The organism is Lysinibacillus sp. FSL M8-0337 (assembly GCF_038593855.1).
GTDB classification, from domain to species: Bacteria; Bacillota; Bacilli; order Bacillales_A; family Planococcaceae; genus Lysinibacillus; species Lysinibacillus sphaericus_D.
Genome location: NZ_CP151996.1, coordinates 3,941,790 through 3,964,677 on the forward strand (window position 1 = coordinate 3,941,790; position 22,888 = coordinate 3,964,677).

The 22,888-nt window shown below is 36.6% G+C and carries 20 protein-coding genes and 2 riboswitches; of the genes, 5 read left to right on the plus strand and 15 right to left on the minus strand.

Translation table 11 applies throughout. The annotated features are described in order from the left end of the window. Window positions 1–111: 111 nt before the first annotated feature. Entirely contained in the window at window positions 112–501 is a 390-nt protein-coding gene (locus tag MKY08_RS19265; RefSeq protein ID WP_024364503.1) for a helix-turn-helix transcriptional regulator, read from the plus strand. Window positions 502–1,001: 500 nt separating this feature from the next. Here MKY08_RS19265 and MKY08_RS19270 read toward each other — a convergent pair whose 3' ends face one another. Further along, on the minus strand, window positions 1,002–1,886 hold the full coding sequence (locus MKY08_RS19270; RefSeq protein ID WP_069509692.1) for a radical SAM/SPASM domain-containing protein: 885 nt from the start codon (window positions 1,884–1,886) through the stop codon (window positions 1,002–1,004). A 252-nt stretch (window positions 1,887–2,138) separates the two neighbouring features. Here MKY08_RS19270 and MKY08_RS19275 point away from each other — a divergent pair, with 252 nt between their 5' ends. Continuing rightward, entirely contained in the window at window positions 2,139–2,585 is a 447-nt protein-coding gene (locus MKY08_RS19275; protein WP_069509689.1) for a hypothetical protein, read from the plus strand. Between the two features lie 79 nt (window positions 2,586–2,664). Here MKY08_RS19275 and MKY08_RS19280 read toward each other — a convergent pair whose 3' ends face one another. From MKY08_RS19280 to MKY08_RS19290, 3 genes are all read right to left on the minus strand, one after another. Next, a complete protein-coding gene (locus tag MKY08_RS19280; RefSeq protein WP_069509686.1) occupies window positions 2,665–4,065 on the minus strand; it encodes a SpoVR family protein in 1,401 nt (466 codons plus the stop codon). A 46-nt stretch (window positions 4,066–4,111) separates the two neighbouring features. Beyond that, entirely contained in the window at window positions 4,112–5,281 is a 1,170-nt protein-coding gene (gene yhbH, locus MKY08_RS19285) for a sporulation protein YhbH (protein WP_069509683.1), read from the minus strand. A gap of 157 nt (window positions 5,282–5,438) precedes the next feature. Continuing rightward, on the minus strand, window positions 5,439–7,334 hold the full coding sequence (locus tag MKY08_RS19290; RefSeq protein WP_069509680.1) for a PrkA family serine protein kinase: 1,896 nt from the start codon (window positions 7,332–7,334) through the stop codon (window positions 5,439–5,441). Window positions 7,335–7,539: 205 nt separating this feature from the next. Here MKY08_RS19290 and MKY08_RS19295 point away from each other — a divergent pair, with 205 nt between their 5' ends. Beyond that, window positions 7,540–8,535: a M23 family metallopeptidase gene (locus tag MKY08_RS19295; RefSeq protein ID WP_069509677.1), complete on the plus strand. Its 996-nt coding sequence runs from the start codon at window positions 7,540–7,542 to the stop codon at window positions 8,533–8,535. 625 nt (window positions 8,536–9,160) lie between these two features. Next, complete coding sequence (locus tag MKY08_RS19300; protein WP_069509674.1) at window positions 9,161–10,855, plus strand: methyl-accepting chemotaxis protein; 1,695 nt, start codon at window positions 9,161–9,163, stop codon at window positions 10,853–10,855. Between the two features lie 70 nt (window positions 10,856–10,925). Here the strand turns inward: MKY08_RS19300 and MKY08_RS19305 are convergent, their stop codons facing one another. From MKY08_RS19305 to MKY08_RS19330, 6 genes are all read right to left on the minus strand, one after another. After that, a complete protein-coding gene (locus tag MKY08_RS19305; protein ID WP_069509671.1) occupies window positions 10,926–11,618 on the minus strand; it encodes a hypothetical protein in 693 nt (230 codons plus the stop codon). 172 nt (window positions 11,619–11,790) lie between these two features. After that, entirely contained in the window at window positions 11,791–13,281 is a 1,491-nt protein-coding gene (locus MKY08_RS19310; protein WP_069509669.1) for a sodium:solute symporter family protein, read from the minus strand. Window positions 13,282–13,305: 24 nt separating this feature from the next. Beyond that, window positions 13,306–14,058 (minus strand): 3-oxoacyl-ACP reductase family protein, encoded by a 753-nt coding sequence (locus MKY08_RS19315; protein WP_069509668.1) that lies wholly within the window; start codon window positions 14,056–14,058, stop codon window positions 13,306–13,308. Continuing rightward, window positions 14,048–15,796, minus strand: a complete 1,749-nt coding sequence (locus MKY08_RS19320) for a HAMP domain-containing methyl-accepting chemotaxis protein (protein WP_069509666.1) — start codon at window positions 15,794–15,796, stop codon at window positions 14,048–14,050. Before MKY08_RS19320 ends, MKY08_RS19315 begins: the two co-directional genes overlap by 11 nt. Before the next feature lie 108 nt (window positions 15,797–15,904). Beyond that, window positions 15,905–15,990, minus strand: a riboswitch (cyclic di-GMP riboswitch). Window positions 15,991–16,203: 213 nt separating this feature from the next. Continuing rightward, window positions 16,204–16,398: a hypothetical protein gene (locus tag MKY08_RS19325; RefSeq protein WP_069509664.1), complete on the minus strand. Its 195-nt coding sequence runs from the start codon at window positions 16,396–16,398 to the stop codon at window positions 16,204–16,206. Between the two features lie 238 nt (window positions 16,399–16,636). After that, window positions 16,637–17,134, minus strand: a complete 498-nt coding sequence (locus MKY08_RS19330) for a DUF1456 family protein (protein ID WP_069509663.1) — start codon at window positions 17,132–17,134, stop codon at window positions 16,637–16,639. 194 nt (window positions 17,135–17,328) lie between these two features. Here MKY08_RS19330 and MKY08_RS19335 point away from each other — a divergent pair, with 194 nt between their 5' ends. After that, on the plus strand, window positions 17,329–17,523 hold the full coding sequence (locus tag MKY08_RS19335) for an alpha/beta-type small acid-soluble spore protein (protein WP_029747426.1): 195 nt from the start codon (window positions 17,329–17,331) through the stop codon (window positions 17,521–17,523). A 381-nt stretch (window positions 17,524–17,904) separates the two neighbouring features. Here MKY08_RS19335 and MKY08_RS19340 read toward each other — a convergent pair whose 3' ends face one another. The 5 genes from MKY08_RS19340 to MKY08_RS19360 form a co-directional block, all read right to left on the minus strand. Then, window positions 17,905–19,152, minus strand: a complete 1,248-nt coding sequence (locus MKY08_RS19340) for an MFS transporter (RefSeq protein WP_069509662.1) — start codon at window positions 19,150–19,152, stop codon at window positions 17,905–17,907. Between the two features lie 95 nt (window positions 19,153–19,247). Next, window positions 19,248–20,282, minus strand: a complete 1,035-nt coding sequence (locus MKY08_RS19345) for a methyl-accepting chemotaxis protein (protein WP_069509659.1) — start codon at window positions 20,280–20,282, stop codon at window positions 19,248–19,250. Window positions 20,283–20,318: 36 nt separating this feature from the next. Next, window positions 20,319–21,032: a hypothetical protein gene (locus MKY08_RS19350; protein WP_069509656.1), complete on the minus strand. Its 714-nt coding sequence runs from the start codon at window positions 21,030–21,032 to the stop codon at window positions 20,319–20,321. A 40-nt stretch (window positions 21,033–21,072) separates the two neighbouring features. Further along, entirely contained in the window at window positions 21,073–21,447 is a 375-nt protein-coding gene (locus MKY08_RS19355) for a hypothetical protein (protein ID WP_069509653.1), read from the minus strand. A 148-nt stretch (window positions 21,448–21,595) separates the two neighbouring features. Continuing rightward, window positions 21,596–21,683: riboswitch (cyclic di-GMP riboswitch) on the minus strand. Window positions 21,684–21,865: 182 nt separating this feature from the next. Next, the gene (locus tag MKY08_RS19360; protein ID WP_069509650.1) at window positions 21,866–22,819 is read right to left on the minus strand and encodes a tRNA-dihydrouridine synthase; all 954 of its coding nucleotides are present in this window, start codon (window positions 22,817–22,819) and stop codon (window positions 21,866–21,868) included. Window positions 22,820–22,888 lie beyond the last annotated feature (69 nt).

Sequence of the window (22,888 nt, forward strand, 5' to 3'; positions counted from 1 at the left end):
CATATAGTGATTATTGTACCATTTTAATGTAATATTATCTACATTGTATAACTTTAATGGTATATGCATTTTCTTTGTTTTTCACTAGCTTTTTACATAGAGGTGAATGATATGTCAGACTTTTTAAAGCTAGTAGGTGAACAACTCCGTATCATTAGAGTTTCCAAAGGGCTTAGTCAAGAAGAAGTTGCAGAGAGAACGGGGAAGTTAGGTTTTAGTAAAGGTCGCATTTCAAATATTGAGCATGGGCAATCTAATATTACGTTAAGTACATTGGAAATGCTTATGAAGGCGTTAGATATTGCACCTGAAGAACTCTTTAATTTCCAACGATTATCGGGTGTTACTGATATTGAAGAGAAAAATCTTATGCTTGACATTCATCGCTCATTATTAAGAGAGCGCAATTTAGACGAAGTAAAATATGTAGTACGCATCACAAGAGATTTTCTAAATACCATTGATGCGCAAACAAAGAAAAACAGCTCTAATGTTGAATAACATTAGAGCTGTTTGACTGTAAACGCGGGTTGCCTTGCAAGATTTAAAGTGTTGATTGATTTCCGCTACGGGTTGCTCGCTTTCCGCGGGCGTGGCTTAAGCCTCCTCCTCCGCTTCGCTACGTGCGGGGTCTTAAGTCTCACGCTTATCCCGCAGGAGTCGAGCAACCCTTCACTACAATCGCAAAGTTTGCATCTGCTAGCATATGTGGGTGCCAGTCACTCACACAATTTTACTAAGTAAAAATCCACGTAGACTCCTTTCGGGAACGCACAGAACGTAAAACGCAACAAACCGTGCGTTAGCGAGGGTTGCGGCTTACGTCGTGCCCGCGGAAAGCGAAGTGGATTTTTGCGCTGCACCAGTCACTCACACAATTTTCTGTGAAGCGTGATTAGTGGATTGGAGCGCATGCAACGGACAGCAACAGCTCACGTCGTGCCCGCGGAAAACTACCGTCAGTAGCGAACAGCAACGGTCACAGTACTCTAATCCCTCCCCTATTCTCCTTCCATCCCAAACTTCTGTCGATAGCCACATTTTCTACATAGCTCTTCGACCGCTTCTCGTCTTGAAAAGCCTTCTACTATATTATTGGCACGCTCACCTTCTACAATTTCACTAAAGGATTGCTCATGAACATTGCCTAAGTTAATAACACCCTCTCCATCAAGGCAGCAAGGTACAACTGTGCCATCTACAAGAATAGCTGCTTGGCTACGTAACGCATGGCAAAAGCCTTTCCCTTCATCCTCTGGAGCAAGTAGACTTGGCCATCTAAATTCATGGTCTTGATTTAAATAAATATTGTTCGCAATTTTTACACCCTTACCAGGCTGCACTTTTTCTTCGATTCGAAAATCGAGATTATATTCATTTTCTATAATTTCAAGCGTCTCACGGTTTCTTCTTGCGGCTAAATCTGAAATATGATCCTGTTGTAAATTCCACAAACGATACGAAATAATCGTATTAAATTTGCTTGCTTCACGCACAAATTCTAAAATATCCCCTAAATATTTTTCACGATTTTCAGACCCCTCATGCCCATCAAAGCTGTGTAATGAAAAATTGATTTGACGTAATGCAGGCTTTCCTAGTAGCTTTTCGCGATTTTTTTTAATCAGCGTACCATTCGTTGTAATATTGACCTTAAAGCCTTTTTCATGAGCCGCATCCAAAAGCTGATGAATACGTGGATGTAAAAGTGGTTCACCCTTTACATGCAAATAAATGTATTTCGTATGTGGGCGTATTTCATCCAATATTTTATTAAATTGTTCTACCTTAATAAGTCCCTTTGCACGCTCAGTTGGCGGGCAGAAACTACAAGCTAAATTACAAACACTTGTTATTTCTATATAAACCTTTTTAAATGTTTTCAACGTTTATTCACCGTTCCAGTTCCATAGATATTCATATAATCTTATTCATTTTAACAAATTTTCACGATGGCGCGCAGAAATTCATGATGGATACCCTAAATGGAATGTTTGTATCATGACTTTTTACTACTTTCACACATAGCAACAAATAATTTTCTTCATATTCTCTGTCGATATAAGGCTACACGTACAAGTAAACTTTTAATAATTTAATACTTTAATAATAATACTGAAAAGAAAGGAGTGGAAACTATGACAGGTTTTTATAATTCTCCAAAACATTCAAATCACTCGGAGGATCCTGAAAGAGAAAGCTCTAATAAACAAGCGAAAAATAACGTAACAATAAATATTACATTTAATATTGGCAATACCGAAAACCATTTTGAGCAAAGGGCTGAAGGTGGCGGTCAAATTAATAAAGATGTTGGAACAAATGCCAACCAAGGTGGGCAAAACGCTCTAAATCACAGTCAAACTAGAAATCTAAATTCTCAGTTTGCGGATGGCAATGGCAGAAGTGGAATTGCTGGAGATGATAACGATGAGGCGGGTGGACAACAAGGTATTAAAGTTCGGGATAGTTTAGTTATTGATAGCGATATCCATTCGCACGCTAGTCAGTCTCAAGATGTTGAAGAAGGGCTACTAGATACAGTACCTGAAGAACAACCATCTAACAGCGACCACAATGAATAAAAGTTCGAAGCCATTGCTAACTAAAAAAGTAAAACTTCTATCTGTAGGTACTTTCATCCTACCTGATAGAAGCTTTGCTTTAAACAGAACGCTTATAATTTTTTGTACCATCATACGAATAAAGCATTGGCTTTCCTTCAACATACGTCTCTAAATGCACAGGACGCCCCCACAATTGATAAATATATGGCAAGACATTTTCTAAATAATGTGGATCTAGTTCCGTTCCTTCATAACCATGTACCAAATATAATTCACCATTTCGCAGGTAATCGCCATTTTTCACAACGATATATGGGAATCCTCCATTAACGCGCATCGAGACAAGCTGGTCACGCACCATTTCATGATCCTTATCTGTTATACGATATTCATTGCCCTTTTTTTGAAACAGATACAAATCTTCTTGCTTTGCTAAATCCTTTGTTAAATAGTTGCGAATAAAGGAAATATCCGATTCAATTTCTCGCACCTCAAACATCTTTTCACGCCCTGTGTTCGGTAGAACGCCTAATCTGCGCATTTCTTCACTTGGGTTATTATAGCGTTTTTCAATATCCTCAAATATTTTCAAACCTAAATAATATGGATTAATCGATGTTTTTGATGGTTGCACAACCCCTGCGTTTAATTTGGCATATTCAATTGTCTCCACTGTAGTTAAATTAAGTTCGCGCATAATTCGTTGATGCCAATAAGAAGCCCATCCTTCATTCATTATTTTGGTTTCTAATTGCGGCCAAAAATATAACATTTCCTCACGCATCATCGTTAAAATATCTCGCTGCCAGTCCTCAAGCTCCCGACTATGCTCCTCAATAAACAGTAATAAATCTTTTTCCGGTTTTAATGGAAACTGTTTAATTTTTCTACGTACTGGTCTCTGCTCTTTTTCTTTAGTATCTAAATTCCAAAGATCATCGTACGGTGATTTGGCAGTAATCACGTCTTCTTCATCTTGTTCATCATCTTCGGATGACAGCTTTGGTCTTAATAAGGAAGGGTCGATATGTTCTTGAATGGCTAAAATCGCATCTAAAAACTGTTCCACCTCTTCCTTGCCATATTCTCTTTCATAACTGGCAATACGCTCTGCTGTCGCTGTCATACTCTCGACCATATCGCGTCTTGTATTAGAAAATCGCACATTGTTTTTAAAGAAATCACAGTGCGCTAATACATGCGCAATAATTAGCTTATTTTGTGTAAGTGAATTCGTATCAAGTAAAAATGCATAGCACGGATTGGAGTTAATAACGAGCTCATAAATTTGACTTAATCCTAAATCATATTGCAGTTTCATCTTATGAAATTGCTTGCCAAAGCTCCAGTGGGAAAAACGAGTAGGCATACCATATGCGCCAAATGTATAAATAATATCTGCAGGACATATTTCATAACGCATCGGGAAAAAATCTAAACCAAACCCTGTTGCAATCTCTGTTATTTCATCAATCGCACGGTGAAGCTCCTTCTCCATTTTTCAGCCTCCTCCTTTCGGAAATGAATGCTTAGCACCTTCCAATTTAATTTTCATTTTGCAATTCAGTTTTTTGGAAAAAGCTTTTTAAGGCATCATAGACATCGCCTTTTTTCTTTAAAATATGATATCTAAATTTGGGATCATCAATTTTTTTATACGTATACATTAGCGTCGAGAAACGGTTATGCTGATTTACTTCTCCATAGCCAAACATACTTGATACTTCCATTAATTCACTCACGAGTTTTAAACATTTTTCATTATCCATCGAAATGTTTTCGCCATCCGAAAAATGAACAGGGTAAATATTGTAACGACTTGGGTTATATTTATCGCGTATTAACTCTAATGCTTTTATATACGCAGATGAACAAATCGTTCCACCACTTTCTCCCTTTGTGAAAAACTCTTCTTCTGTCACCACTTTTGCCTCTGTATGATGGGCAATAAACTCTATTTCCACTGTTTCATATTTCGAGCGTAAAAATCTTGTCATCCAAAAGAAAAAGCTTCTTGCACAATATTTTTCAAAAGTGCCCATGGAGCCACTTGTATCCATCATTGCAAGCACGACTGCCTTCGATTCAGGCTTCTCCACTTCATCCCATGTTTTAAAGCGTAAATCATCATTATGAATAGGCGTAATTTGAGCATTCCCTTCCATGGCATTGCGTTTGATCGCATTTAAAATGGTACGCTTCTTATCAACATTGCCCATAAGCCCTTTTTTCCTTATATCATTGAATTCAATTTTTTCGGTTTTAATATCTGCTTTTTCTTTTTGCTGTAAATTAGGGAGTTCTAGCTCTTTAAATAACACATTTTGCACTTCTTCCATACTGACTTCTGCTTCATAATAATCTTGACCAGGCTTGTCACCAGCTTCTTTTCCATTGCCATTGCCTTGATCGCTCTTGCTACCGTCACGTGCAACAACATCCCCCACACTACTATCACCTTGTCCTTGACCGACATGCTTTGAATTATCATAGTTATATCGAATTTTATATTCATCGAGGGAGCGTATAGGTATTTTAATAACCTCTCGGCCATTTGACATAACAATACTTTCCTCACTTACTAAATCGGGTAAATTGTTTTTAATCGCATCTTTAACCTTTTCCATATGACGTTGTTGGTCTTGGTGCCCTTTACGATGGAGGGACCAATTTTCCTGAGAGATGACAAATCGCTTATTTTCGTTTTCAGTCATTTTTATCCTCACCCATCTATCAAATTCGCTTTTTCTATCCTATGCTAGCAATCAGCTTTCTTGAACTTTTTAGAGAAATAAAAGGAGTGCCCTAAAAATGGGACACTCCTATACCGACGATTCATTACGCCCCTGCATAATTGTCACTGACACTAAGTTAGCGGTTTAACAAACTACCTACATATTGTAATAATTCATTCGCTGAAGTTGTGTTATAGCCATGCTCATCCACAAGCCTTGCTACAACTTCATTAATTTTCTTCAGTTGTGACTCATCAGGCATTTTTGAAGACGTTGTAATTTTCACGACATCTTTCAAATCAGCAAATAGTTTCTTTTGGATTGCTTCTCGTAATCTCTCATGAGAATTATAGTCGAAGCGCTTGCCATTTCTTGCATAAGCTGAAATGCGAATTAATATTTCCTCACGGAATGCTTTTTTCGCATTTTCAGAAATGCCAATTTGCTCTTCAATGGAACGCATTAGCTTTTCATCTGGATTCATTTCTTCGCCAGTTAGGCGATCAAATATTTTGTTTTTATTACAAAACGCCTCTACATTATCGAGGTAATTATTCATTAATGTTTTGGCAGACTCTTCGTACGAGTAGACAAATGCTTTTTGCACTTCATTTTTCGCAATTTCATCGTACTCTCTTCTTGCAACAGCAATATAATTCATATATTTTTCTCGATCTTCTTGAGATATAGAAGCATGCTGATCAAGACCATCTTTCAGTGCGCGTAACACATCCAATGCATTAATCGATGGTATTTCTTTGCGAATGATTGCTGATGAAATACGGTTAATAATATACCGTGGATCAATACCGTTCATGCCTTCGTTAGGAAACTCTTTTTTCAGCTCCTCTAAGTCAACGGAATTAAATCCCTCCACATTTTCTCCGTCGTACAAGCGCATTTTTTTAATAAGATCCACACCTTGTTTTTTCGGAACTTCTAGCCTTGTTAGGACCGAAAAGATTGCTGCGGCCTTCAATGCATGTGGCGCAATATGAACATGAGCCATATCACTTTCATTAATCATTTTTTCATAAATATGTTCTTCCTCGCTCACTTTTAGGTTATATGGAATTGGCATAACAATAATGCGCGAGTGTAACGCTTCGTTCTTTTTATTCGAAATAAAGGAACGATATTCCGTTTCGTTTGTATGAGCAACAATTAATTCATCGGCACTTATTAAAGCGAATCTTCCTGCCTTAAAATTCCCTTCTTGCGTCAGTGACAACAAATTCCATAAAAACTTTTCGTCTAATTTCAGCATTTCTTGGAATTCCATCATTCCTCGGTTCGCCTTATTTAACTCTCCATCAAAGCGATAAGCACGAGGGTCCGACTCTGAGCCAAATACGCCAATCGTCGAGAAATCAATGCTCCCCGTTAAATCTGCAATATCTTGAGATTTTGGGTCAGAAGGTGTGAAAGTTCCTATGCCCACACGTTTGTCTTCAGAAAAAGTGATACGCTCAATAATGACATTTTCAATACGTCCATCGTATTCTTTTTCAAGACGCATCGTATTTAAAGGCGATAAGCTGCCCTCAATTCGTATTCCATACTCTTCAAAAAATTCATTTCGTAAATGATGTGGAATTAAATGCAGCGGGTCCTCATGCATTGGACATCCCTTAATTGCATAAACTGCTCCCTCTTCCGTGCGCGAGAATTGTTCGAGCCCTCGCTTTAACAATGTTACGATCGTTGACTTCCCTCCACTTACAGGCCCCATTAATAATAAAATCCGTTTTCTAACATCTAATCTTCTTGCTGCTGGATGGAAATATTCCTCCACCAGTCTTTCAATTGCTGATTCAAGCCCAAAAATTTCTTTTCCGAAAAATTGATACATCTTTTGCCCATCGCGTTCCTCTACACCTGCGCTTTTAATCATATTGTAGACGCGAGAATGGGCTGTTTGAGCAACTTCAGGTCTTTCCTTTATGATGCGTAAATAATCTGCAAATGTACCTTCCCACTTCAGTCGATTTTCTTCTTCGCGATAGCTCTTCACTTTATCTAAAATGTTGATAGCCTTCCCTCCATTCTTTCAGGGCTTGATTTATAACATAGTATGAAGTTAGATACATTATGATACCCATTACTTTTTCATTGAATTAGTTTCTTCTTATTGTTCAAGTTTTTTTCTCGCTACATAAAAGGGATTTACTGCATTTAAAGTGGACTTATGAAATATAAAATTTCGGTTATTCTATCTGTAGAAAGGAGGTCCAATTTTGAATCGTTATTTAATTTTTCTTCTGACATGTATGCTGCTGTGGAGTTATTTTTCTCCAACGGTTACACTGGCAAATGAAGGACCGAGTAATGAAGAAATTTTACAACAACGTATGTCCTATTACGTACAATTCGATGAATTACTAATTCCATGGCATTTTTTAGCGGCTATCGATCAATATGAGCGAAATCTTCAATCCGTTCGTAAAGATATTCCGAAGCGAGATGGCTTCATCGCCATTCAATTTTCTGATGAGTATTGGTCCGGTGCATTAAATCCTGTCAAGGAAGATACGATACCTGAAACAATCAGTTATTTTGGTGGAATGGGACTTGATGGCAACGGTGATGGAATTGCAAGCCCTTCAGATGATGTAGATGTGATCTTCTCCATGGCTAGTTTTATAAGTCAATTTGGTTCTACAGATGAAGACTTTAAACTTGCTTTATGGGAATACTACAAAAGTGAAGAAGCCGTTAATCAAATTGTCACGATTTCAACTTTGTATAAACATTTTAAAACGACTGAGTTGGATGCCCATACATTCCCGATTCCAACACGCTCCGATTACAGCTATAGAGGTACTTGGGGTGATAATAGAGGTTGGGGAGGCAGGCGAATCCACGAGGGAACTGACATTTTTGCAGGCTACGGGACACCTGTACTGTCCACCTCCTATGGTGTAGTCGAAGTTAAAGGCTGGAATCAATTCGGAGGTTGGCGAATTGGCATTCGCGATAATCATAATTCTTATCACTATTATGCCCATCTCGGGAGCTATCATAAGGAAATAAAGGTTGGAGATGTTGTAGAACCAGGGCAAGTACTCGGTTATGTCGGCAGCTCAGGTTATGGAAAAGAAGGCACATCTGGAAAATTCCCTCCACATCTTCATTACGGTATTTACAAATTTAATGGTCGAACAGAATGGGCATTTGATCCATATCCATCTTTACTGCAATGGGAGCGTCAAGCAAAAAAAGATAAGCAGTAAAGAACTCAAATGCTCCATTCACAGCGAAATCAGATGGAGATACGTCTATAAGACAAGGCAAGAAGCTGGGACAAAAGAGAAAAAGTGTTAGATTGATGGCAGTCAATCTAACACTTTTTTGCTTCGGCTGTGCTTTCCGCTCAGCACAGTAAGCCGCAACCCTCACTAACGCGCAGAATGCCCGCGTCTTACGCTGTGTAAGTTCTGAGCAGGAGCCACCGCCTCCGCTATCAATAACTAATGAGCACTTCTAATTTTTTTATTTATTACAAAAGCAAGAATAGCTAAGTTCTCCATATAGCTAAAATTTATGAACACCCTTCCTCTGTTCCTTAAATTTTTTTAGTTTTGTCTCAGCCTCTTGCAGTTTTTTGATATCCCCTATAGAACTTCTAAAAAAATGTATAGTATTGTCAAATTTATTTTTTCTAAAAACACCATGACAATAGGTAAATAGACACACGTTTTTAGCAAACAAACAAGAATATTTGAAAAATATGAATTTAATTATGCCAAAAAACCTTTTTTAGTATTTTCAACAAAAAAATTCTACTTTTCTTTTGAAATAGTAATAAAATAAATAGAGTAGGATAAGTTTTAAAGAAAAAGCTAAAGGATGGAAAAAATGAATCGTTTATTTCAATTTAAAACAATTAAAGCACGTTTATTAAGTACATTTATTATGTTATTAGTATTATTTGCTTGTTTTACTACGTATACTTATTTTTCAAATACAAACATGGAGAAACAGGCTAAAGTCCTCGTTGAAGAAGATTTAATGGTGTTAACTGCAAGTAAAAATCTAGCAATGTCTACGAGTGTCCGATTATCTGCAGCCTTAAGTTATGTTGTATCTGGTGATGAAAAATACATAGAGACGTTTAATGAATACCGTAAAATTGCTGAAGATAATAACCTTATCGTTGAAAAGTATGAAAATACGCCAGAAAGAAAAAAGCTGGTAGAAATGGCTCGTGAATGGAGCAACCGAGTAAATAGTGAAGTATTTGAAGTATACAAGCAAGGTGATAAACAATTAGCATTAGAAAATTTAACAGCTATCAATCATCTTGTAACTGAAGTGCGTGCTGGCTATGAAGAAGTAGCTGATAAACGCGCAGAAGCCATTACGAAGGTCGGCAATGATGTCGTATCAACAAGTTCAAGCAATAAAACAATCGGGGTTATTGCAAGTATCATCTTATCCCTTGCAGGAATTCTTATCGCTATTTTTACAGCAAGTAGAATCTCTAAGCCTATTTCTATAGTTTCCCATCGTATGAGGGAATTAGCTGATGGAAATTTACGCAATGAAAAATTCACCGTAACCCATCAAGATGAAATTGGTCACTTAATGCTTTCTGCCAATGACCTAAATGAAAAATTAAAAGATACGATCAGCTCTATTCATAATGTATCAGAAACGGTAGCTGCAAGCAGTGAGGAATTAGCGCAATCTTCTAATGAAGTTCAAACAGGTACAGAACAAATTTCTTATACAATGCAAGAGCTTGCCACTGGAACAGAAACACAAGCCTCTACAGCTAGTGATTTAGCTGAAACCATGACAACGTTCCAACGCCATATTCACGAAACAACGCAAGAGGGTATTGAGTTGAAAGAGCATTCGGGGCAAGTGCATGAATTAACAAACACAGGTAAAACATTAATGGTTCAATCTACACAACAAATGGCAACTATTAATGACATTGTGTTAGATTCCGTAAAAAAGGTAGAAGGTTTAAACGAACAGTCTGCTGAAATCTCAAAGTTGGTTTCTGTAATTGATGAAATTTCTAACCAAACGAATTTGCTTGCTTTAAATGCTGCCATTGAAGCCGCACGTGCAGGAGAGCATGGCAAAGGCTTTGCAGTGGTTGCCGATGAAGTGCGTAAGCTAGCAGAACAAGTACAATTCTCTGTGACAGATATTTCAACAATTGTTCATCGTATTCAAAGCGAAACAGGCAATGTAACAAATTCCCTTCAATCTGGTTATGAAGAAGTAAGAAAAGGAACAGCACAATTAAATCAAACAAATCATACTTTCGATCAAATTTCCCAAGCGATAGAGGATATGAATAACAATATTAATGTGATTTCAAATAACTTAACAAAAATTTCCCAACATTCCGAAGCGATTAATGGTTCAATTGATGAAATGGCTTCTATTTCACAAGAATCCGCTGCTGGTGTTGAGCAAACAACGGCCACTGTTGAAGAAACGGCAGCAACAATGGATGAAATTTCAAAGAGTGCCAATCAATTAGCTGAAATGGCTGAAGAGCTAAACACACAACTACAAAAATTCACACTTTAATACAAGGAAAAAGCTATCCGAATGTCTTCGTGATAGCTTTTTTATTAGGCTAGATTACATCTAGTATAGGTTATTGCCAATGTCGGATAGGTACTCTCTCTAATTCATAGTGCTTAATAATAATACTGACTTTTTGATACCATTGTTCACACAATGCCATTGCTTCGATATACGTATCATCTTCTATTGAAATGCCATCCTCTTGTTCTAAAAAGGTATACTCTATAATTGGATCGCTTAGATTGTCTACCACCATTTTTAAAGCTAATTGCGACACTTCTTGTTCCTCACACGCTTCTTCCTCAATCTCCGCTTCTTCTACTAAAACACGGTTTTCCCCCTCTAGTAAAGAGTCACTAAACAAACCATTACTAGTTCTTGCCACAATATGACCGTCCTCTACAATCGCTACCTCATAAATTTCATTAAAACAGACTTCTTTCTTTGCTACTGCAGCTTCCCAATCTTCTCTAACTGCCAGTATAAGTGTTTTGGTTTGCTCATTCAGTAATAATGCATGTAAAGCATCATTTGCGATGGTGGCATGGGTATGAGGGATATTCTTTAACTCTTCTTCACTTGCACTTTTAAGCTCTGCCATCATTCTAAAAGTATGATATTTCCATTTAATATAACGTATTACGCCAATGATGACTAAGGTTATGCCAATTAAAAAGTACAATTTTTTTATCAGTTCAGCATTCATTGCCATTGCTAAAAACAAATATATCGTACCTAACAATACTAGAAAGATTGTTTTCATTATTATCCCACTTTCAACAAATTAATAGATAGGGAAAATACATCTCTATAGTAGAAATCTTATTCAGCTATCTCTCTTTTCATGCTTCATTTTTGGATAATAAAAAACACGAAACACTGCGTATTGCAGTGTTTCGTGTTGTTGAACATGTCTTTTTAAGATAAAAACAAGCTTATTGTTTCATTAGCTCATCCTTACTACCTACATTATCTAATGTTTTATCTTTTTCAATTTTATGCATATCAAGCACATGTTGTGAAGGAGGCACAAGCAAACTGACAATTACAATCGTTATACCTGAAATGACAACTCCAGAGAAAACAGGTGCCTGCCATAATTCGTTTATTAAACCTATAAAGCCTTCAGACTGTATGGATAAACTAGGTACAAAAGTTAGTGTTGTGATTATATAATAGATAAGCCCGACCGATATACTTGCCCAGACAGCTGGCGTACTGACCCGCTTCCAAAATGGACCTAAGACAATTGGCCAAAAAATCGTCACGAATATTACGTCCCAAGCTAAGTAAGCTAAATCAATTACTTTTTGAAAGCTAACTGCCAATATTAAGCCTAATACTGCACTGCTTAAAATCACAAGTCTAGAAAATCTCAATAAAGTTTTAGGATTAGGATTACGATTAATAAAGTCTAAATAAATATTCTTTGTGATAATACCAGAAGTTGCAACGTAACATGCGGCAACAGTCGACATTCCCATCGCTGCCATTGCCGTTAAAAAGATTGCAGCTAAAAGAGGAGGAAAGTATCCTTGTGCAAATGCTAGCATTAACGTTTCAGGATTTGTGCTATTAGGATAAATTGTCTTAAATGCTTCACCTAACATACCTGGAATCCAACTAATCGCTATAATAACGAGACCAGCGATAATCATACTGCGTTGTGCTACTTTCGGGCTTTTTGCGGCCGCCACCCTTTGACCTAAGTCAACAGCAGGGATGTCACCAAGCGCTAATACAAGATATAACGTCCAAAATTCAGCTCCAGCCTTATTAAACAATTCACTTATATTCCACCACTCTGGATTAAACGTCACATCAGGATAATAAATGAACACAAAAATGGTAATTCCTAAAATACCAGCTACTGCTAGCGCACCTTGTACGATTTCTGTGTAGGCTACAGCCCATAAACCGCCAATTACTGAATACAGTGCTGTTAACGATACAAATAATAATGCTGCTGGAACAAAATCTATTTGCAGCAATTGTTGGATAATATACGTTCCACCAACAGTTAAAGCTGCTGCATTAAAGATCCCAAAGGCGATAGCCATTACAATCCCTGTATAAGCCCCTAACTTTTTACTACCATATCTTAAGCCATAGTAGTCTGCTAATGTCCATCCTTTTAATCTTCTAAGCGGTTTTGTCCATATAAGCGCACCAAGAATCATACAGGTACCTAAACCACCCATAGTCGCTGATCCCTCAAAGCCACCACTCGTATAACCAGAGCCGACAGCGGCAAAAAAGAACGGAGCGGCTAATAAAGCCGCAATTAAACTTCCCGTAACTACTGAGAGAGGCATACTCCAACCGGCTACGATTAAATCTTCTGCCGTATTCACGCGCTTATACCCCTTATAACCAATATAATAAATAAAAATTAAGTACAAGCTAAAGATTAAAATATTCAACATTTTTATTGCTCCTTAGTTCTTACATTATCCATTCATTACTACTCCACCATTAGGCGTTAAAATTTGACCTGTATAGAAATCAGCATTGTCAGAGGCTAAAAAAAGTACACTTTTTGCGATTTCCTCAGGCTGTGCCAAGCGTTTTAATGGATACTTTGCGGATTCCTCTTCAATATAGTTCTCTCCAAATTCTTGTAGGATATCTGTGAGTGTCCCACTAGGAGCTACAGCGTTTACTAATATGTTGGGCGCTAATTCTCTTGCCAAAGCTTTTGTAAATGCATTAATGCCGCCTTTTGCAGCTGAGTAATGCGTAAACTCTTCACAACCTAAACTACCAATATCTGAAGAAATATTAATAATCTTGCCTTTGTTTCTTTCCTTCATGCGTTTCGCTGCTTCTCGGCAGTTATAAAAACATCCATAAAGATGTACTTTAATCATCCTGTCCCATTGTTCGTCTGTTAAATCTAGCACGCTAGAAGCTTGGGCAAATCCTGCATTATTGACAAGAATATCAATCTGCCCTAGATGCTTGTCCATGTATCGGAACATGTCCTGTACTTGATGAGAGTCTGATACATCAGCACGGTATTTATAAGCACGCACACCTAGTTTTTCAGCCTGTGCTCGCACTTCTTCTGCTTCTTGATCGTCACCAATATAGTTAATGAATACATTGGCACTTTGTTTTGCGAATGCAAGTGCAATTGCTTTTCCGATGCCCTTACTAGAACCCGTAATCAGAACATTTTTTTCTGCTAAATTATTTTCCATTTTCATCATTCTCCAATTTGAATTTTGCTACAAGTGCTTGTAATTCTTGTGCTGTTATTCCTAAAGAAGAAGAAGCCTCTTTCACTTCTTGCATCGTCGTTAATTGTTCCTGTGTCGCTTTTGAGACATTAGATGAAAACTCTGATGAAAGCTCCGCTGATTGTTTAATGTTATTTACAGACGCTGCAACTTCTTCCGACGAAGCAGATATTTGCTGAGAAGCTGCTGAAATTTCACGAATTTGACTTGCGACTTCTTCCGATGATGTAAGAATTTCTTTAAAGATCTCCCCTACTTCATCTGTATATTCCATACCAGTTTTTACATCTGCTTTTCCTTTTTCCATCACAACAATGGAAGCATTTGAATCGGATTGAATCGTACTAATAAGATTATAAATTTCTGTTGCTGATTGGGATGATTGTTCTGCCAACCTTCTCACTTCATCTGCTACAACTGCAAACCCTTTACCATGTTCTCCTGCTCTTGCTGCTTCAATAGCCGCGTTTAGAGCAAGTAGGTTAGTTTGATCCGCAATTGCTGTAATAAGACTCACAATATCGCTAATTTTATTCGTATTAACATGTAAGCCATTAATCGTTTTGCCAATTTGTTCTACTGAACCATTAATTAGCTCCATTTGGGATATAACTTGTTGCACGACTTTATCTCCACGTTCAGATGCAAGAGACGCTGCTATAGATGATTCGGCAGCTGTATTTGCTGAATCGGCTATTTGTTGAATTCCTGTTGCTGTTTCCTCCATAGCTGCAGCAGTTTCTTCTGTCATTACCATAGCTGCTTCCGCATTCTCATTTATACGTCTCATATCCTTTGCAATATCGGTAGAACTGTTATACGACTCTCCTGCATTGACAGTTAACTGACTTGCAGCAGAAGAAACATGATTAGAAGTATTTCTAATATTTAAAATAATATGTTGTAAATTGGTAACCATCGTTTGAATAGATTGCGATAAATTCCCTATTTCATCTTTCGTAATTTCTAATTCAACATGATGCAATTCACCATTTGCCACTTGATTTGCAACATCGACTACTTTCTTAAGAGGCTTTAATAGTCGATCGATAATTATGTAAAGTAAAATTAGTAAAATAATCAAACCAACAACTGCGATTGCAATTTGTTTTGTCATGCTTGTTTTGATGATCGTATTTATGTAATCTGCGGAATAATCAATACCTAACAAAGCAATTATTTTGCCATTATCATCTTTAATAGGGGTAAATACTGTTCTCCAAGCACCATATTGATCTTCGAATACGTTCGTCACTTCAGACTGATTATTGTCAATTGCACGCTTAGCTGTTGCTACATGTTCATCTGCTAACTCTTCGAAAATCTCACCAGCTTCATATACCTCATTCAAGTTGGATGTATACCCTATCGGATTAACACCTTTATCTTTCATATCCCAAATATAACTCCAGCTCATTATCCCTTGCTCTTCTTGGATCATGTCTAGCTGTTTTTGGAGATTTTTAAAATCGGGATTACTTTCCCCTTTTTCAGTTAATAAATGTTTAATCTGATCACTATCGAGATTCATAGCTGTCAATATACCAACACTTTTTAACTCTTGTTCCAAATCTACATTCATTCTTTTGTTTAGCTCACTAATACTTTGCGTTGTGATGATAGAAATCAACAGTAAAACAATAATAGAAACTGTAAGTAATAATTTGTTTTTCAATGAAACATTTTTTAAAAATTGCATTGATAGTTCCTCCTCTTTATATTTTATAGGTCAAAAAAAAAATAACCTATTTCAAAAGAAATAGGTTATTAAAGATAAAAAACCAATAAATCCCAATAACGACTAATCTTTTGCAACCCAGCCGTCATAGCGCCATCTGCCTTAGACCTGTAGCTTTGCGTCTCTACCTTTCAGTAGATTTGCCCTTATTTCTCCTCAAATTAACATAATAGTAAAAAATAATCAATATAGCTTACGAAAATACTATTTTGTCCATGCTCTTATTTTACTACTTCTGTACAAACAATGAAATAATTACTATGTAAAAATATTCTTTTTTATTGTAAAAAAATAAGCAGCGACAACGTAAACATACGTTATTGCTGCTTAAATTTCTGATAAACACTTACCCCTAAATGTTTATTCAATTATGCAAGTTGTGTTACGAGTAAGACGGATGGAATAAAGGATAATGCAAAAACGCACATATACCATACAGAAGTACGGCGTAATGAAAAACGAACTTTTTTGCGTTCTGCGTAAAAAATGTCTAACATAACAGCAACTATTAATGGAATACTAATGCAAGAAATAGCAATTAAAATAAGATCAAAAAATATCATAAAAAGCACCCCTCTGTTCATGAACATTTCTTTTCCCTTTGTGACAACTTTGTGTCAATTTAATTGTACACAATTCCGTCACATTTATCAACAGTTAAAAGAAAATAATGGTGATTTTACAATTTATTTTTTATTGCTTTTATTTATATTATGTATTTCATCATCCAATACAAACAAAGGCGGGATGCTTACTGTAAGTAAGCATCCCACCACAATTCACTATAAAGAAAATTAATACTTAATCTCTATATTTATATGTTAACCCTTTTAAAAAGTTTCTCACAAAGCGATCGCCACATTCTTTATAATTGCGGTGACTAGGATTTCTTAAAATCGCACCTAGCTCACCTTTCGATACTGTTACGCCACCTTCATATAAGATATCAAGCATATCTTCCGTTGTTAAAGCCATTGCAATTTTTACTTTTTTCAAAAGCATATTATTCGGACTTTCTTTCCCTGTAACCGGTGGTGGTCCTTCTTGTTGACCTTGTTTTGATTGTTGAGGGCCACGTTTAAATGTAATTAAACCATTTAAAAATGCCTCTACCATTTTATTATTACATTTAATGTAATTCTCTGGGATATCTTCTTCATCATCTTTAATTTTGATAAGCATGTTTAATACATCCTCTTTTGTGTATTTCATGCCACCCAGCTTAAAAATTTCTACCATATCCGTATTTTTAATATCTAGTGCATATCGTAAACGAATCAAAATATCATTATTCGTCATCTCAAAACCTCCTTGATTTTCTTGCAAAACCTTAATTTAAAAGAGCCAGGCTTTATTATAACAGAGTAAAATGTATTTTTAGCTAGCTTTGTGATTATTCCTCACCTATAGTATCTAGATTGCACATTTCCTTGTTTTTAAATGTATGAAAATCAAACTGCCGACCATTCTAATAGCACAAGGAGGTGAGAAAAATGGCTAATAAAAATCGAAGTTCCAATAAACTTCAAGTTCCTGGTGTACAAGAAGCTGTTAATCAAATGAAATATGAAATCGCACAAGAGTTCGGCGTACAACTTGGGCCAGATGCTTCTTCTCGCGCGAACGGTTCCGTAGGTGGAGAAATCACGAAACGACTTGTAGAAATGGCTGAAAAAAGACAAAAATAAATAAAAGGTGCCAGGCACTAAAACAATTCAGAATTGTTTTAGTACCTGGCACTTACTTTCTTGCTCCTTTTATCATGACGAAGATGAATGCTAATAAAAGAATAAGTAATGCACCTATAATTACGTATCCGACCATACTTGTTATTCCCAAAACACTAATACTCCTTCCATACGTAAAGCGGAACGAAAAATTCCCCATTGTAGAACCGCTATATTTCCACTTTAGTTTACTTATTTAAAATACCCTTCTACTTCTATTTCTTCAACTAAACTGCTCTATTAGTATAATAAATTCAACGACTACAGCTTTCTATTCATTCACAGTAATTTCATTTTTTCCGATAAACACAATTTATAAACTTTTAATTATAGATTGTATCTTTAGACGCTACGCTTTTCCTTAAAGTACAGCACACCAAACAAACCAATGATGGAGAAAAGAACTGGCACAATAAAGCCATAGTAGTAGCCATCATCTACGTAACCTGAAACAGATTGAAAATGATCTAATAAATAACCAAAAATAATGGGTAGCAAAACGGCACTTAAAAAGCCTCCCGTATTGGCAAATCCAGAAACTACTCCCGCTTCGTGTAAAGGGAAAGATTGCCGTACAGCAGCAAAAGTTAATGCACTTGCCCCGTATCCAAAGCCGATAATAAAAAATAGTACTAACAGCAAGAAAAAAGCTGGATGTCCATTGCATATAAGAAACGTACACCAACTAAGTAAAACAATACTATGCACGACAATATAGGGCCTTTTAATGGTATCTAGCTTGCTAGCCAGCCAACTAGTTAGAGGAGCTCCGATTAGTGCCCCTATAAGACCAACCATAATCAATTGGCTTGCATCCGAACGTGTCATTTCATATATAGTCATACCGTATGGTACAGCCCAGGAACTGATAAATCCTACATACCCCCCTACTACACCAAAATGACAAAAAAATAGAGCCCATGCTTGCGGATGTGAAAATATTCTTTTCAGTAATACGGATGTTTTATCATGTTGTTCTTCATCGGTTACAAAAATTTGCTCGTTGATAAAGCGTGTTTTAGGCTTTTTGACAAGTACAAAATAAAGGACAAAGCCACACAAGCTTAATAGTAGTCCTGCGCTACAAAAAGCCATCCGCCAACCTAGTAAATCAATCCACGTGGAGAAGGGGACTGTCGCCAATAAAAACCCTAGACTCCCAGTCATACCTGCCAGACCAATTAACCGTACAAACTCCTTACGATGAAACCATTGTGCCAAAATTAGCACCATATTAACCCAAATCGTTGCATCTCCTATGCCGGTCAGTATTCTCGAAAAAAATAGCATGAGTTCATGGGTGCTAAGGCTATAAATGATTGTACCTAACCCTGTAAGTGTCGCCCCTAAAATTAAAAAAGTATTTGGACCGTAGCGATCAGCCAATATCCCCATTGGTACTTGTAAGCTTGTATATACAAAAAATTGGATACTTGTTAACAAGCCAATCGTTGCTGCCGTTACCTGAAAATCGCTCATTAATTGGTCTGTAATTAATCCTGGCGCTGTGCGTTGACTCGCCATTAACAAATAAGTAAACAATACAACAACAAATACAACCCATCTGTATCTGCTATTTTGTTTGTCCATGGATATCTACTCCCATTAGCTTTTACTAGAATATATGAAAGAGTGCCAGACACTAAAACAATTTTGAATTGTTTTAGTGTCTGGCACCGATTTCTCTATATTTTTAAGCTGACAAGGTTTCCTGCTTCTTGTACTAATTTATCCATTGTACTTAATTCGTCATCGCTAATTTCAACTAACTCTTCAAACATTTCCACAGATTCACGCGAAATGAAAGAAATGTCTCTCATTGCCACCATGATTTGTTGAGAGCTTGAAGATAATTCTTCTGTACTTGCAGATGAATTCGCATTATTTTCAGCAATAATTTTTGTCGTTTCTACAATTCTTTCGAACATCGTACCAATTTCTAAAATGGTAGTATTCGTTTGTGCAAACTCTTCTGTTCCTTGCTTCATAGATGTAACAACTCGATCCGTCTCTACTTGAATATTTTTTACGATATTCGATACTTCAGCAGCGGACTGTTGTGACTGTTCTGCTAATTTACGAACTTCATCAGCTACTACAGCAAACCCTTTACCATGTTCACCTGCACGAGCTGCTTCAATAGCTGCGTTCAATGCTAATAAGTTGATTTGCTCCGAAATCCCCGTAATTACTTTGACAATCTTGCCAATCTCATGTGATTTTTCTCCAAGGATGTTGATTGCATCAAATGTTGTATTAATCGTTTGATCAAATTGCTCCATTTTCACCATCGAATCTTTTAGCTTTTCGTTACCTTCTTGCGTCAATTCTAACGTCGTATTCGATTGTTCTGAAATTTGGTTTGATCTAATAGATAATTCTTCGATAGCCACTGTAATGTCTTCAATCGAAGTTGAACTTTCTTCAGTAGCTACTAATTGTTTTTTTAATCCTTTTCCTACCTCATCAATGGCGGCTCTAACGATATCAGCCTTTTCCGCTGCATATTCTCCATGTTCAACAAGGTTTTGACCTTTTTCATTTATATTTTTTTCGTATAGATGTAATTGCTCTTTTAATTGACTTGCAGATAATTCCTCTGCCCCGTTTGTCACTTCACTCTGACTATCGGCCTGGCGTTTAAGCGAAAAATATCGGTAAGCAAAATACAAGGACGTGCATAATAAAAATACTATAATCACTAGCATAATAGCATCCATGATATAAAAATCTCCTATTCTCTCAACCTATGATGTTTATAACTCTTTTACAATAATGTAAATTCCATCAGCAACGGACGCTGGGATATCGTTTAAATGCTCATTTGTTTCGTATTTATGAACAATGAAATCCCCTTCGACATTTACATATTTTTCAAATCCATGATACTTCTGTAACAAAGTCATTGACTTTGGATTTGTAGCTTCAGCTAACACAAGTCTTAACCCTTCTTCAGATGCTTTTTGAACTAAAATATCACCTAACGTTTGTACAATTTCATGGCGATTGTGCTCAGCTATAACTCCTAATAAAAATAAATGCAGCACTTCATTATCTTCCATTTCTTTCCCATAACGTTGTTTATAGTCATTTAGGAAACGAACATCGATATCCACTAAGACATCCATCACAATATTCATATCAGAAAACGTACCACTAAAAATATCACCTTCATGTATTTCCAGTGCGTTTGTATCACCAACTAGAGCGCCTACGACATTGTGCTCTGCATCAAGCGCAACCACACAGTATCCTTGATGCACATTGTCTTCAATGTATTCCTTCGTGAATTGGTAGAAATCATCATAAGGCAATTTTAAAGAGTACCCGATTATCGGCTCTTGCACCCATTTACCGGCTACATCTACTCCAACAAATGTTTTAGCTAAACATGTTGCCGCTTTTTCAATTAAATCTGGTTGGTCTTTTGTAATGATTTCATATGTATATACATCTTGTAATGTTGGCATCATAAATTCCTCCAAAATATGCTTCTAGTGATTTTAAAAACTATCGTGTTGCTAATTGTGATACATTGTCAACTACTGTTCCTGGGAAATTCACTCCCTCTAAAGCATTTCTCACTTGCACATAGGCAATTTTAGAGGATGGATTGACGATATAGATATCTTTGAAGCCAAGTGATGCATAAAACATTAATGTTTGCCCTAGCTCCGCTGAAACTTTAGATGGAACAGGTGATTGATACGTTGCATCAACTACAAAGGTATAGGATTTTTTTGGTACTTTCGCCACGGTTTCTTCCAAATCTTTTATATATTCCTCTACAAGCTCTGTTTTAATAAACCCGTGAACTTGAACGTGTACTTCTTTTTTGGCTTCATAAATCGCCATATTATATTTCGGTTTATCAACGACTAACATTTTTAATCTCCTTTTTCATATAGTTTTTTTACTATCCTATACTAATAAGACTTTATTAACGCTATAGTTCTTTAATTCGTCTCCTTTTAGGAAAATAAAAACTACCCTTATTATAAAAATTAAGAGTAGCCAAATAATCGTTTATTATTTTGGCAACCCGACTATCATAATCCCAATAGGATTTTAGACTCGTAGCTTTGCGTCCTTACCTTTCAGTAAGTTTGCCTTTTCATTTTCTTAAAATAATAATAACATTATTACAATTTTACATTATAAATTACATGTCAATTTTTGTCGACACTAGTAGTATTATCTAAAGAATATTAGGTAAATATAAGTAATATTAAGATACTATGTAGTAAGAATGTAGTACGTGCCAGTCACTCAAACAATTTAGAATTGTTTGAGTGACTGGCACCTATTCAAATTGATTAAGCAATTCGCGTACTTCATCTGTTGTCTTTGTATTCATCAACTGATTTCTTAATTCGCTTGCCCCGCGGAATCCTTTAACATAGATTTTGAAAAAGCGATGCAACGCAGTAACTGAACGTGGTAACTCCTCGGCATATTGATCTTGAAGATCAAGCTGTAATCTTAAAAGATCAAGATATTCTTTACTACTGTGTTCCTTCGGCTCTTTTTCAAAAGCAAATGGATTTTTAAAAATACCTCGTCCAATCATCACGCCATCCACACCATATTGTTCAACTAGCTTCATACCTGTTGTACGGTCAGGGATGTCTCCATTGATTGTTAATAGCGTATTTGGTGCAATTTGATCTCGCAATTTTTTAATTTCCGGAATTAGCTCCCAGTGTGCTTCTACTTGGCTCATTTCTTTTCTCGTACGCAGATGGATTGATAGATTGGCGATATCTTGTTTTAAAATATGTGTAAGCCATTCCTGCCACTCATCCACTTCCGTGAAACCAAGTCTTGTTTTCACACTAACAGGTAGTCCACCCGCTTTCGCTGCTTGAATAAGTTCCGCCGCAACATCAGGACGTAAAATAAGACCGCTTCCCTTGCCTCGTGATGCCACATTCGGAACAGGACAGCCCATATTAATATCAATACCTTTAAAACCAAGCTCCGCCATGCCTATACTCATTTGTCGGAAATATTCAGGATTATCTCCCCATATATGCGCAACCATAGGCTGTTCATCTTCAGTAAAAAGCAAACGTCCTCGCACACTTTTCTGACCCTCTGGATGACAATAGCTATCCGAATTTGTAAACTCGGTAAAAAATACATCTGGTCTACCTGCTTTACTTACGACATGACGAAACACAACATCCGTCACATCTTCCATTGGAGCAAGTACAAAAAATGGTCGCGGTAAATCCCGCCAAAAATTATTCGTCATATTTTAATTCAAACCCTCTCATTATAGGATATTCGGTTATACACTTATCCCCTAAAACTTAATTGCTTC

Coding starts and splice junctions, on each gene's coding strand:
- MKY08_RS19265 (WP_024364503.1), top strand. CDS start 112: ATGTCAGACTTTTTAAAGCTAGTAGGTGAACAACTCCGTATCATTAGA.
- MKY08_RS19275 (WP_069509689.1), top strand. CDS start 2,139: ATGACAGGTTTTTATAATTCTCCAAAACATTCAAATCACTCGGAGGAT.
- MKY08_RS19280 (WP_069509686.1), bottom strand. CDS start 4,065: ATGGAGAAGGAGCTTCACCGTGCGATTGATGAAATAACAGAGATTGCA.
- yhbH (WP_069509683.1), bottom strand. CDS start 5,281: ATGACTGAAAACGAAAATAAGCGATTTGTCATCTCTCAGGAAAATTGG.
- MKY08_RS19300 (WP_069509674.1), top strand. CDS start 9,161: ATGAATCGTTTATTTCAATTTAAAACAATTAAAGCACGTTTATTAAGT.
- MKY08_RS19305 (WP_069509671.1), bottom strand. CDS start 11,618: ATGAAAACAATCTTTCTAGTATTGTTAGGTACGATATATTTGTTTTTA.
- MKY08_RS19310 (WP_069509669.1), bottom strand. CDS start 13,281: ATGTTGAATATTTTAATCTTTAGCTTGTACTTAATTTTTATTTATTAT.
- MKY08_RS19315 (WP_069509668.1), bottom strand. CDS start 14,058: ATGGAAAATAATTTAGCAGAAAAAAATGTTCTGATTACGGGTTCTAGT.
- MKY08_RS19320 (WP_069509666.1), bottom strand. CDS start 15,796: ATGCAATTTTTAAAAAATGTTTCATTGAAAAACAAATTATTACTTACA.
- MKY08_RS19325 (WP_069509664.1), bottom strand. CDS start 16,398: ATGATATTTTTTGATCTTATTTTAATTGCTATTTCTTGCATTAGTATT.
- MKY08_RS19330 (WP_069509663.1), bottom strand. CDS start 17,134: ATGACGAATAATGATATTTTGATTCGTTTACGATATGCACTAGATATT.
- MKY08_RS19335 (WP_029747426.1), top strand. CDS start 17,329: ATGGCTAATAAAAATCGAAGTTCCAATAAACTTCAAGTTCCTGGTGTA.
- MKY08_RS19340 (WP_069509662.1), bottom strand. CDS start 19,152: ATGGACAAACAAAATAGCAGATACAGATGGGTTGTATTTGTTGTTGTA.
- MKY08_RS19345 (WP_069509659.1), bottom strand. CDS start 20,282: ATGGATGCTATTATGCTAGTGATTATAGTATTTTTATTATGCACGTCC.
- MKY08_RS19350 (WP_069509656.1), bottom strand. CDS start 21,032: ATGCCAACATTACAAGATGTATATACATATGAAATCATTACAAAAGAC.
- MKY08_RS19355 (WP_069509653.1), bottom strand. CDS start 21,447: ATGTTAGTCGTTGATAAACCGAAATATAATATGGCGATTTATGAAGCC.
- MKY08_RS19360 (WP_069509650.1), bottom strand. CDS start 22,819: ATGACGAATAATTTTTGGCGGGATTTACCGCGACCATTTTTTGTACTT.